This is a genomic window from Methylosinus sp. sav-2 (assembly GCF_004366495.1).
Taxonomy (GTDB): domain Bacteria; phylum Pseudomonadota; class Alphaproteobacteria; order Rhizobiales; family Beijerinckiaceae; genus Methylosinus.
Genome location: NZ_SOEJ01000002.1, coordinates 340,056 through 351,756 on the forward strand (window position 1 = coordinate 340,056; position 11,701 = coordinate 351,756).

Below are 11,701 nucleotides of genomic sequence, written 5' to 3' on the forward strand. Positions count from 1 at the left end.
CAATGAGAGCGAAGCAATTCACCCGCATCCTTCCGCGCCGCGCCGTCTTGGCGCTGGCGGCCGCGCTCGGCCTTTCGGCCTGCGCCAAGACAACATGGGACATAGAGCCCGCGCCGGTCGATCCTGCGCTCTTCGTCGGGACCGATTGCGCGCATCTCGTGGCGCGGCGCGCCCGCATCTCGCAGGCGCTGATCTTCGCCGGCTCGGCGCAGGACCAGCTCGCCGCGGACGATCGCATGCGCACGCTCGGCGTTCCGACGCCGATGGGCACGCCCTTCGGCGACGATCGCGAGCCGCAGATCGCGCGGCTCAAAGGCGAGCTGCACGCCGTCAACGCGCAGATGGACGCGCAGCGCTGCGGGCCGGACTTCCGATGACGCAAGACGCGAATCGGCGGCGTCGCCGCAACGACGGGTTGTCCCGTGGATTGATTATGGTGGGGCCTTGCTATAGGGCTCGAAGAGAGCGGCTGTCGCAGGTCAGCGTTTGGAGGTCGCCGTGACGCGTGTCGATCCACCGTCCTCGCCGGGCGGTGACGCAGGGTCGCCCTCCCAGGGCGGACTTGGACCTATTTCTATCGCCGAATGCCGCGAGCTCACGCCGCAGCTGCGTCGTGATTTGGAGACGCTCGATTACGAGCTGCGCGGCGCCGCCAATCGCTTGCTGGCCGAGGTGGACGACGCCAAGGGAGACGCGGCGACCTTCCTGCGCGCGGCGACGACCGTGCTGCTGTCCGTCGCCGCAGGGCTGATGGAGACGGCCTCCGAACGCGCGCATGAGCCCGTCGACGTCGCCGCGTTCAAGAACGCCGCCGAGGATGCGGCGCAATGGGCGAAGAGCCGCAAGCTGCGCGATCTGCTCGCCGACGATGAATGAGCGCGCGATCGGCGCTCAGAAGAATTCCAGCTCGCCGGCGGGGTGATCCGTTCGCCCGTCGTCGTCATGATCGCCGAGGCGCGCCGCCAGCTCCGCGAGCTTGACGCTGCGCGCCGCCGCGCCGCCGCAGACCTGCCAATCTGCCGGCGCCAGCTCTGCGAGCGCGCAGACGAAATCCGATAGTCCCGAGAGCGTCTGCTCGATCGAGTCGATCGCCTGCGCCGAGTGGATGAGCTCGTGCTTCTCCTCCACATTGCTCCATTCGACGCCGTCGACCAGGCAATGAAGGCGGTCCGTCTCCTTGGCCGCGTTGCGCAGCTCTGCGGCCAGCCGCGAGAGGACCTCGACCAGCGGTTGGGATCGCTCATGCGCGCCGCAGGGCGAGGTCGTCTTCGGCTCCGTCATCAGAACAGCTCCAGTGAGCCCGCGGCCGGCAGCTTCGGCATGACGACCGGCGCCGGAGCGGCGTGCGGCGTCGGACCGGAGAGAAGGCTCTGCCGCGCGCGTCCGGACACGGGCTCGTATTCGACGCGCCGCCCTCTGTCGCCGCCGAGATGCTCGGCGACGAGGCGAATGCCTTCGTTCCTCAGAAAGCGCTTCGCGAATTCGGCGTTGCGCGCGCCAATGTCCGAGAGGCCTTCCATCATGCGCGCGCCGCCGAACAGCTTCCCTTCGAGACGGTCGCGGCGCGCGCCTTTCTTCAGTAGGCCGTTGACGAGCAGCTCCATGAGATGCACGCCGTAACGCTCGGCCTCGCCATTGCGCGACGAGGTGAAGTCGCCGGGCAGCAGGAAGTGGTTCATCCCTCCGACGCCGGCGCCGGCGTCGCGGAGGCAAGCGGCGACACAGGAGCCGAGCACCGTCGCGAGGACGGTGGTGGGATCGTCGACCACCCGATACTCGCCTTGGATGATGTGGACTCGTTTCATGGCTGCGTTCATTTGCGTCACGCGATTTTGCCGATGATCGCTTCGAGCGCTTTTTTGAGAGCCGGAACGGTGAAGGGCTTGGTGAGGAAGTTGTTGACGCCGAGCTTCACCGCATTCTCGAGCAGCGCCTTGTCGGCGCGTCCCGTGAGCATGATGAAGGGGACTTTCTTGGTCGGATTGTAATTGCGGATCGCCTTCAGCAGGCCGAGCCCGTCGAGCTTGGGCATGTTGAAGTCGGAAATGACGAGATGCGCGGGAGTGGCCATCATGAATTGCAGGGCCTGCTCGCCGTCGCCGGCAAAAAAAATGTTGCGAACGCCGAGTTCCTCGAGACCGTCGCGAATGAGCATCCGGCTCGTGCTCGTGTCGTCCACGATCAAGACTCTCAACTGGTCGGCGATGGACATGGAATTCCCCCGTACTGTTACTGGTTCGTCGAAGTGAGGATATGGGCGGCGATGCGCTGCAGCGTGAGCTGCTTGCCGACGCCGCCGATCTCGAAGGCCGCTTTCGGCATGCCGTAGACGAGCGAGCTCGCTTCGTCCTGGCCGATCGTCTCCGCGCCGATCTTGCGCATGGCCAGCAGGCCTTGCGCGCCATCGCGGCCCATGCCGGTGAGGATCACGCCGAGCGCGTTGCGACCCGCGCTCTGTGCGACCGAATTGAACAGGACATCCACCGACGGACGATGCCCGTTCACCGCTTCCGCATTGGTGAGGCGGCAACGGTATCCGCCGGCGCTTTTCACCACCTCGAGATGCGCGGCGCCGCCGGGCGCGAGATAGACGCGGCCGGGCAGGATCGGCGCGCCATCCGTGGCCTCGGCGACCTGCGGCTTGCACATGCGGTCGAGCCGCGCGGCGAAGCTCGCCGTGAACACCGGCGGCATGTGCTGGGTGACGATGGTCGGCGGACAATTTTCCGGAAAATGCGAGAGAATGGTGAGCAGCGCCTCGACGCCTCCGGTGGAGGAGCCGATGGCGACGAGACGTCCGTCCGGCGCATAGCGCGACGTGGCTGTCGGCGCCTCGCGTCGCGCCGCCGCGGCGGGCTCGACGCGGATCGGCTCGCCGCGCAGCGGCTCGTGGCGGCCGATGGGCGAGGCGGCGATCGCCTTGATCTTCGCGGGCAGCTCGTCGAAAGAGCGCGGATCCTTGGACGACGGCTTGGCGACGCAATCGAAGGCGCCGATCTCGAGCGCCTTGATCGTCGTCGAAGCGCCGCGCTCCGTCATGGTGGAGACCATGATCACGCGCGTCGGACGCAGCCGCATGATCTTCTCGAGAAATTCGAGCCCGTTCATGTTCGGCATCTCGACGTCGAGCGTCACCACATCGGGATCGAGCGTCTTGATGGCCTGGCGCGCCTCCAGCGGATCGGCGGCCTCGCCGACGACCGAGATGGCGGGATCACGACAGAGGGTCGCTGCGATGAGGCCGCGCATGGTTGCGGAATCGTCGACGATCAGCACACGAACAGGCATCTTACGAAATTCCTCTGGAACGAAGCCGATAAGTGGTGACGCCGTCATATTCGAAGGCGGATGTGGCCGCGCCGGACACGCGCTCGGAATGGCCGATGTAGAGACGCCCCTCCGGATTGAGGAGAGGAACGAAGCGGCTCCATATGTTCTCTTGCGTCTTCTCCTCGAAATAGATCACCACGTTTCGGCAGAAGATCGCATCGAAGCGGCCGCTCATCGGCCAATGGCCGATGAGATTGAGCTCGCGGAAGGAGACGAGCGAGGCGAGCTCCTCCGTCACGCCCCATTCGTCGCGGCCGCCGCCGAGCGGCGTGAACCAGCGGCTGCGCAGATGCGGCGGCACCGCTTCCATGATCTCGCGGCCATAGACGCCATTGGCGCCGGCGGCGACCATGTTCGGATCGATATCGGTGGCGAGAACCTTGACGTCGAGATCGGCCGCGTCCGGTATGACGGAGAGGATCGACATGGCGATCGAATAGGGCTCCTGGCCGTTGGAGCAGGCCGCCGACCAGATGCGCAGCCGAGCGCCCTTGCGCACGGCGGCGGCGTGCTTGGCCAGCACATTCTCCTCGAGATGCTTGAAGTGATGCGGCTCGCGGAAGAAGCGCGTCACATTTGTGGTGAGCGCCGCCATCATCTTCTGCCGCTCATCGACGCCATCCGCGCTGACGATGAGCGCGCAATAGTCGCGGAAGCTCTCGAGGCCGAGGCTGCGCAGCCGCTTGGCCAGACGCGAATAGACGAGCGTGGCTTTCGAGTCCGGAAGATAGATGCCGGCGTCCTCGTGCAGGATCGAGGCGATGCGCCGGAAATCATCCTGCGTCAGCAGAAATTCCCCAGGGACGAGCGGAGCCGTGGCGAGGTGGCGGGTTTTCATTCGGCTGCTTGCGATTCTATCTGGAGTGGCGCCCCACGCGAGGCGGGGCGCGATGTTGGCGTCGAGGCGGCCTATTCCGCCGCCGCCGGCATTTCCGCGACGATCATATCGGCGCGTGGCCGCGCGACGATCGCATCGACGTCGAGAATGAGAGCGACGCGGCCGTCGCCGAGGATCGTCGCGGCGGCGATGCCATGCACATGGCCGTAATTGGTCTCGAGGCTCTTGATGACGACCTGGCGCTGACCCTGGATCGCATCGACGAGCAGCGCGCATTTGGCGCCGCTCTCGGACTCGACGAGAAGCGCGACTTGCGACGTCGGCTCGATCGGCTCGTCACGATAGAGCAGCACGGCCCCGACATCGATCAGCGGCGTGAAAGTGTTACGGGTGGCGATCACGCGCGAGCCGGTGCCGAGCTCGTGCACGCTCTCCTTCTTGGGCTGCAGCGTCTCGATGATCGCCGTCAGCGGAATGACCAGCGTCTGTCCGCCGACAGTGACGACCATGCCGTCGAGAACCGCGAGGGTGAGCGGCAGGCTCATCGAGAAGGTGGAGCCGCGGCCGGGAACGGAGGAGATGGAGATGCGGCCGCCGAGCGCCTGAATCGCGCGCTTGACCACATCCATGCCGACGCCGCGCCCGGAGATGTTGGAGACGGAGGAGGCGGTGGAGAAGCCGGGCAGGAAGATGAGATTGTCGATCTCATCGTCGGTGAGATTGGCTTCCGCCGGTATGAGCCCCTTGGAGACCGCGATCTGCCGCACGCGCGCGCGATTGATGCCCGCGCCGTCGTCGGCGACCTCTATGACGATACGCCCCGAGCGATGCGTCGCCGAAAGTCGCAGCGAGCCTTCCTCCGGCTTGCCGGCGGCGATCCTGTCTTCCGCCTTCTCGATGCCGTGATCGACGGCGTTGCGGATCATATGGGTGAGCGGATCGGTCAGGCGCTCGATGACGGTCTTGTCGACCTCGGTCGTCTCGCCGTCCATGACGAGGCGCACGGCTTTTCCGGTCATCGACGCGACCTCGCGCACCGTGCGCGACATGCGTTGGAACACCGGCTTCACCGGCTGCGCGCGAATCGCCATCACGCTGTCTTGAATGTCGCGCGTCAGCTGCTCGAGCTCGTCGAGGCCGATCACGACAGAGGAGGCGCGCGAGAGGCCAGCCTCCGAAACGCGCTGCGACAGCATCGCCTGATTGATGACCAGCTCGCCGACGAGATTGATGAGGCGATCGACGCGATCGAGATCGACGCGGATCGTCGCCTGCACGGAGCCAGAGCCTTCGCCCTTCGCCGATTCCGCCTTAGCTGCGGCAGGATGCTCGTCGCTCGGCGCGGCGAAGGACGCCGGCGCGGGATCGATGGCGACGCTCGTCTGCTTGGGCTCCGCGACGGCGACGGGCGCCTCGGGCGCCTCATGCGGCTCGAGCGACTCCTGCAGAGCCTCGAGCAGCTTGCCGACATCGGCCGTCTCGACCGATAGCTCGCAATCCCATTCGACGAACTCGAACACCTCGCGCACCTCCGCTTCGGAAGCGGTCGTCGTCAGACGAATCGTCCAGCACAGATAGGCGCCTTCCGGATCGAGCTCCGTCAGCTGCGGGATCTCCGATATGTCGCATTCGACGCTCATCTCGCCGAGGCTGCCGAGCTCGCGCAGCAGGCGCAGCGACTCGTTGGCCTTGGCGTAGAGCCCTGCGCTCGGCTTGAACCGAACGATGAAATCCTGCGTCGCCGGCGCCTCCGGCTCGCCGATGTCGAAGATCGAATCGAGCGAGATGCAGACCGGCTGGAAATCGAGCGCCTCGACGCTGACCTTGCCATCATCGTCGCCATGTCGCGGGGCGCCGCCGAGCAGAGCGCTGAGCTCGTCCGCGATGACCTTCACCGCGCCGGCGTCGGCGCTGCCGTCTTCACGCGCGGCGCGAACGAGATCGGCGAGCACGTCGGAAGCGCGCAGCAGCGTCTTGGTGACGGCCGGCGTCGCGGCGAGCTTGGCGGATCTTATGAGATCGAGCGTGGTCTCGAAGACATGGACGAATTCCACGAGCTCGTCGAAGCCGAATGCGCCCGCGCCCCCCTTGATCGAGTGAACGGCGCGAAACACGGCGTTGACGGTTTCGAGGTCGTCGTCTCCATCCTCCATTCGGAGCAGCCCGCTCTCCAGCTCGACGAGCTGCTCCTCACATTCTTGAAAGAATGTCTGCTTGATGGCGGCCATCGGATCCACGGGCGATCTCCCTTGCAACGCTACGCTTTACACAGCCACGCGGCGAATCGCGTCCACGAGCTTCACGGGATTGAACGGCTTGACGATCCAGCCCGTGGCGCCGGCGCGGCGCGCGCGGTCCTTCTTCTCGCCGTCGCTCTCTGTCGTCAGCACCAGAATCGGCACGCCGCGATGCTTCTCGTGCCGGCGCACGCCTTCGATGAAGCCGAAGCCATCCATGCGCGGCATGTTGATGTCGGTGACGATCACATCGGGCGTCGCCTTCTCGAGCACTTCCAGCCCATGCACTCCGTCTTCGGCCTGCACGACGCTGAAGCCGGCGTCGGACAGTGCGAGCATCAGCATCTCGCGCATGGTTCGGGAATCGTCGACGGTCAGAATAGTCTTGCTCATTTCGTGCTTTCCTGTTCGGAAATATCGGTGAAGGGAATGCCGAGCGTCTCCAGGGCGTCGAGGAGAGGCTCGGACGGATGGACGACATTCAGGGGCAATCCATCCGCCGTCCAGGTCGCATGCGCGGACAGCAGGACTTGGATGCATTGCGCGCCGACCTTGGCGACGCTCGAGGCGTCGATCATCAGCGGATTGCCGCGCGCTTGCAGAAGCTCCGTGGCGAGCGGAGAGGCCGCGCGAATGTCGAGGATCTCGGGTAGGCTGACAGTGACCATCGGCTCGTCTCTATGTCGTTGCGGGGGAGGGCGAGGCTATGGCTCAAGCCGCGTCGAGAACCGGCTCCGGCAACAGATTCTGGATGGTCAGCACGCTGATCATCTCGTCGCCCGCGGCGACGACTCCCTTCACGAATGTCCGCGCGATCTCGGAGGCGACCTCCGGCGTCGGCTGAATCGCGTCCTGCGTCAGCGTCAAAATATTCGACACCGCATCGACGAGGAGGCCGACGACCTGTCCGGCCGATTGCACGACGATGACCGCATGACGCGCCGTCGGCTCGCTCTGCATCAGTCCGAGGCGCGTGGCGAGATCGATGACCGGCAGCACGGCGCCGCGCAGATTGATGACGCCGCGCACGAAAGTCGGCGCATGCGGCAATGGCGTCGCCGGCGTCCAGCCGCGAATTTCGCGCACCGCCATTATGTCGATGCAGAATGTCTGGGCGCCGATGTGAAAGGCGATGAACTCCTTCGCCTCACTCGTCGCCACGCGGGAAATCGTCTCGGCCATGATCAGAACTCCTCCCAGCCTTCCTCGACCTGCGCAGGCTGCTCTTTCGGAAGCGCGCCGCCACGCGTCGTGACGCGCCGCGGCTGCGGCGGCGCTTTGTTCGTCGAAAGCGGCTTTTGCCGCTTGGGCGCGAAAGCCGCGGCCTCGCCACGCTCGCCGAGATCGAAGGCGGCGACGGATGTAGCCAGCCGCTCGATGTCGCTCTTCAAGCCATGGCTCGCGGCGGTCGTCTCCTCGACCATTGCGGCGTTCTGCTGCGTGAACTGATCCATTTGCGCGACGGCCGTGTTGACCTCGGCGAGGCCGGTCGCCTGCTCGCGCGCGCCATTGGCGATCTCGACCACCACCTTGTTCGCCTCGACCACCTGGTCGACGATACGACCGAGCGACTTGCCGGTCTGCGCGACCAGCGCCACGCCATCCTCGACTTGCGAGGAGGATGTCGAGATGAGGCTTTTGATCTCGCGCGCGGCTTCCGCCGAGCGCTGCGCGAGCGCGCGCACCTCGGAGGCGACGACGGCGAAGCCGCGTCCCGCCTCACCCGCGCGCGCGGCCTCGACTCCTGCATTGAGCGCGAGAAGATTGGTCTGAAAGGCGATCTCGTCGATCACGCCGATGATCTGCCCGATTTGGCGCGAGGAGGTCTCGATGCGCCCCATCGCCTCGATCGCATTGCGCACGATCTCGCTGCTGCGCGTCGCGTCGGCCTGCGCCTCTGAGACGACGCCGGCTGCGCGCTGCGCGCCATCCGACGTCTTGTGAACTGTCGCGGTGATCTCCTCGAGCGCCGCGGACGTCTGCTCGAGGCTCGCCGCCTGCTGCTCCGTGCGCTGCGCCAGCGCATCCGCCGCTCCCGCGATCTCGCCGGTCCGTGAGGTGAGGCCGTCGATATGGCCGAGCATATCCGCGAAGGCGCCGCGCAGCTTGTCGAGCGCGACATTGTAGCAATGCCGAATCTTCTCGTAATCGGACGAGAAAGGATCGTTCAGCCTGTGCTTCAGATTTCCGGCCGCGAGCCGCTCCAGCCCTTCCGTGAAGGACTTCATGAAGAATTCGTGCGCCTCGACATAGCCGCGCGACTCGGCGTCCTGCGATGCGCGGCGCTGGGCCGCCGCGCGCTGCTCCGCGCTCGCGGCGTCGGCGCGACGACGGACATCGCTCTGCAATGTGGCGCGAAGATTTTCCAGCGCGTCGAAGACGGCGCTCAGCTCGCCGCTCTTGCCGCTTTTCACCACCGGAGTCTCGAGATCGCCATTGCGAATGCGATCGAGCGTCGCGACGAGAGACGTCGCCGGGCGAGACACGCGGCTCGAGATTACGCGATAGGCGGCGATCGCGCCGATGAGCGAGACGCTCGCTCCGGCGGCTCCCCATAATGGATCGAAGGAGGCTCCGCCTTGCAGCAGATGCGGACCGAGGGATAGGAGCGGTCCGACCGCGATCCCGATGACGGGCGCAAGAAGTGTCGCGTATGTTTTCACCGCTCTGCCCCCGCTGCTGATGTAACGAAGATCGGGTTCCGCCACGGCGGACGACCTCGCGATCACTGAGGCAGGCGAAAGGACGCGAGGTCCCGTCACGCGCGCAGGGCTCTCGCGCAGAGAGCGGCGTCGCGTTGGTTCGACTGATCGTGCGGAAGGAGGCGCCCCCACGGGGACATGCCGGATCGCCGGCATATCGAGGCAGCTTCATGCTTTTGACCGACGTTTGAACGGTCAACCCGATATGCTTCGAGCCTAGCGATGGGCGGTTAAATCTTCATTAGCGGGCAATAGAGGCGCCCGCCGCGGGCGGACGCCGTGATTCGAGACAATGGACACGCCGCTGCGCCGAAGAATAGGCGCATCGCTCCACGCCTGGATCAGGCCACGCGATGCGCGGGAATATAAGGCGTGACGCGCGGGGAAGAGGCCCCAATGTCGCTCTTGTGACGATTGTCGAGCGCCGACACTGTCGGCTTGTGCATGGGAGACTCGCTCGCTTGACCGTTGGAGCTGTCATAGATGCTCGACAGCTCGCCGATGAACCGCTCCATGGCCTTCAACGCCTGATACTCGGGAATCTGCGTGAGCTGTTCGATCATCTGCTCGCGAAGCTGCTTCAATTCATTGATCGGGTGCATTGTGGGGTCTCCCAGGAACGGCGGGTCGTTAAGAATTTAGTAATCAAATCTGGTGCGAGCCTTGCGCCGATCCCGCGCTACTCATTGAAGTGAATAGTACGGGCCGCTCATCCGCAGGAGCAATTTCTCATTGTGCGGCCAGCGGCCCTTCATTCGACAGCCGGCGTCGACGCCATTCTGCCATATCACATTGGCGGACAGCAGAGCCCCTTGCTGATCGTCGTAGAGAATGATGGAGCGCGGCAGCGGCACACGCTGCGCGAGGCGCAGCCTGATGCCGCCGCCAGTCTTGTTCTTATAGAGAAACTCCGTCAGGAAGCGCTCGCCGCCGTCGAGGATCTTGCCGGACTGCAAATGCACCGGACGCCGCGCCTCTCGACGACGCTCGATGAACGACGGCGGCTCCTCCACGACGACAGAATAAGTGACCACGCCCTCGCGCGGAAGCATGCGCGACGTGACCGAGCGAAGCCAGGCGCCCGCGCCCATGTCCCGCGCCTTCATGCCGTTCAAAAGCGGCTTGATCGCATCTCGTCTCGTCAACTCCAACGCCCCTCTATCGATCGCGCCGAACATTTCGAGAAGTCGAGCCTCTCGTCGGCGTGTCAAAGATAGGAGCGCGATATTATTTCAAGGTTAACCGTTTTCACCGAAAGCTTCATTCGCGCGCAGTCGACAGCCTCACGCAAGCCTGGAGACTTCTAATCCCGGCGTCTCACGGATATGAAGGAATGACAGATGACGGCGAGCGCGCTTTTCAACACGTCGGTTATGGGCATGTCGGCGCAGACCACGGCGCTCAGCGCGGTCGCGGAGAACATCTCGAACTCGAACACGGTCGGCTATAAAGAGGCGACCACGCAATTCCAGACTCTGTTGACGAGCTATCAGGGCGGCAATAACGCCGACGGCGGCGTCAGCGCGAGCAACGTCATCGAAGTCACCAAATCCGGTAGCACGCTCACCACGACGTCGGCGACCGATCTCGCCATTCAGGGTGACGGATTTTTTGTCGTCAGCGACGCGGCCGGCAACACTTATCTGACGCGCGCCGGTTCGTTCCTTCCCGACTCGCAAGGTCGACTCGTCAACACGGCCGGCTATTATCTCATGGGCTACAGCTCATCGGCCGCCTCCGCGCCGACGGATCCGTCCGAACTCAGCACCGTCACCATTCCCTATGGCAAGGAGATCGGCACGGCTTCGACGGAGGGCTCGCTGACCGCCAATCTTCCCTCCACCGCCGACGTGATCGCGGCGGCCGACCTGCCGTCCGCGAATTCCTCGACGTCGACCTACACCGACAAGACCTCCGTCACCGCCTATGACAATCTCGGCAATGCGGTGACGCTGGACGTCTATTTCTCCAAGACGTCTTCCAACAATTGGGAAATGTCGGTTTACAACGCCGCGGATGCGACGAGTGGCGGCTTCCCATATTCGTCTGGCCCGCTCACCACTCAGTCGCTCACCTTCTCCGCCACCGACGGCAGCATAAGCAGCGGCTCCAGCGCTTCGATCGCCGTGCCCGATGGCTCCACGCTCGCGCTCGATCTCAGCGGGTTGACGCAGCTCGGCTCTTCCTTCTCCGTCTCCAATCCGACGATCAACGGCAATGCGGCATCGCAGGTCAGCAGCGTCAGCATCGCGAAGGACGGCACGCTCAGCTATGTGCTCGGCAATGGACAGTCGGTGTCCGCCTATAAGATTCCGCTCGGCACGGTCGCGAGCCCGAGCAATCTGCAGGCGCTCTCCGGCAACACATTCGCCGTCACCAAGGAATCCGGCGCGGCCTATCTCGGCGACGCCAATTCCGGAAGCATGGGCGCGATCGCATCCGATCAGCTCGAGGGCTCGACGGTCGATCTCGCGACGCAATTGTCGAACATGATCGTCGCCCAGCGCTCCTTCAGCGCGAACAGCCAGGTCTTCCAGGTCGCGTCGGAAGTGATGCAAGTGCTGAACAATCTGAAGTAAACGACACAAAGATAG

Annotated in this window: 15 protein-coding genes; 3 read left to right on the forward strand and 12 right to left on the reverse strand. The window is 64.8% G+C overall.

Features of this window, described 5'->3' with window-relative positions; translation table 11 throughout:
• Positions 1-2: 2 nt before the first annotated feature.
• Positions 3-377 (forward strand): hypothetical protein, encoded by a 375-nt coding sequence (locus EDE12_RS07800; RefSeq protein ID WP_245275709.1) that lies wholly within the window; start codon positions 3-5, stop codon positions 375-377.
• A 121-nt stretch (positions 378-498) separates the two neighbouring features.
• Entirely contained in the window at positions 499-876 is a 378-nt protein-coding gene (locus EDE12_RS07805) for a hypothetical protein (RefSeq protein WP_134188030.1), read from the forward strand.
• Positions 877-891: 15 nt separating this feature from the next.
• On the opposite strand, the gene EDE12_RS07810 is transcribed toward EDE12_RS07805, so the two are convergent.
• From EDE12_RS07810 to EDE12_RS07865, 12 genes are all read right to left on the reverse strand, one after another.
• Positions 892-1,281 carry a hypothetical protein gene (locus tag EDE12_RS07810; protein ID WP_024879071.1) on the reverse strand — a complete coding sequence of 130 codons (390 nt, stop codon included), beginning with the start codon at positions 1,279-1,281 and terminating at the stop codon, positions 892-894.
• A complete protein-coding gene (locus EDE12_RS07815) occupies positions 1,281-1,817 on the reverse strand; it encodes a chemotaxis protein CheD (RefSeq protein WP_024879072.1) in 537 nt (178 codons plus the stop codon). The genes EDE12_RS07810 and EDE12_RS07815 overlap by 1 nt, the downstream gene beginning before the upstream one ends.
• A gap of 5 nt (positions 1,818-1,822) precedes the next feature.
• Positions 1,823-2,212, reverse strand: coding sequence for a response regulator (locus EDE12_RS07820; RefSeq protein ID WP_018264542.1), 390 nt, complete (start codon positions 2,210-2,212; stop codon positions 1,823-1,825).
• 17 nt (positions 2,213-2,229) lie between these two features.
• Positions 2,230-3,288 carry a chemotaxis response regulator protein-glutamate methylesterase gene (locus EDE12_RS07825; RefSeq protein ID WP_026598001.1) on the reverse strand — a complete coding sequence of 353 codons (1,059 nt, stop codon included), beginning with the start codon at positions 3,286-3,288 and terminating at the stop codon, positions 2,230-2,232.
• Between the two features lies 1 nt (position 3,289).
• Entirely contained in the window at positions 3,290-4,168 is an 879-nt protein-coding gene (locus EDE12_RS07830; RefSeq protein WP_026598002.1) for a protein-glutamate O-methyltransferase, read from the reverse strand.
• 71 nt (positions 4,169-4,239) lie between these two features.
• On the reverse strand, positions 4,240-6,396 hold the full coding sequence (locus EDE12_RS07835; RefSeq protein ID WP_036290258.1) for a chemotaxis protein CheA: 2,157 nt from the start codon (positions 6,394-6,396) through the stop codon (positions 4,240-4,242).
• A 36-nt stretch (positions 6,397-6,432) separates the two neighbouring features.
• Positions 6,433-6,798 (reverse strand): response regulator, encoded by a 366-nt coding sequence (locus EDE12_RS07840; protein WP_024879076.1) that lies wholly within the window; start codon positions 6,796-6,798, stop codon positions 6,433-6,435.
• Positions 6,795-7,073 (reverse strand): STAS domain-containing protein, encoded by a 279-nt coding sequence (locus EDE12_RS07845; RefSeq protein WP_024879077.1) that lies wholly within the window; start codon positions 7,071-7,073, stop codon positions 6,795-6,797. The genes EDE12_RS07840 and EDE12_RS07845 overlap by 4 nt, the downstream gene beginning before the upstream one ends.
• A 43-nt stretch (positions 7,074-7,116) precedes the next feature.
• Positions 7,117-7,587 carry a chemotaxis protein CheW gene (locus EDE12_RS07850; RefSeq protein ID WP_024879078.1) on the reverse strand — a complete coding sequence of 157 codons (471 nt, stop codon included), beginning with the start codon at positions 7,585-7,587 and terminating at the stop codon, positions 7,117-7,119.
• Between the two features lie 2 nt (positions 7,588-7,589).
• Positions 7,590-9,068 carry a methyl-accepting chemotaxis protein gene (locus EDE12_RS07855; protein WP_026598003.1) on the reverse strand — a complete coding sequence of 493 codons (1,479 nt, stop codon included), beginning with the start codon at positions 9,066-9,068 and terminating at the stop codon, positions 7,590-7,592.
• A 380-nt stretch (positions 9,069-9,448) separates the two neighbouring features.
• A complete protein-coding gene (locus EDE12_RS07860) occupies positions 9,449-9,709 on the reverse strand; it encodes a hypothetical protein (RefSeq protein WP_024879080.1) in 261 nt (86 codons plus the stop codon).
• Positions 9,710-9,790: 81 nt separating this feature from the next.
• A complete protein-coding gene (locus tag EDE12_RS07865; protein ID WP_064032922.1) occupies positions 9,791-10,252 on the reverse strand; it encodes a hypothetical protein in 462 nt (153 codons plus the stop codon).
• A 195-nt stretch (positions 10,253-10,447) separates the two neighbouring features.
• Here EDE12_RS07865 and EDE12_RS07870 point away from each other — a divergent pair, with 195 nt between their 5' ends.
• Positions 10,448-11,686, forward strand: a complete 1,239-nt coding sequence (locus EDE12_RS07870; RefSeq protein ID WP_024879082.1) for a flagellar hook protein FlgE — start codon at positions 10,448-10,450, stop codon at positions 11,684-11,686.
• The last annotated feature ends 15 nt before the right edge of the window (positions 11,687-11,701 follow it).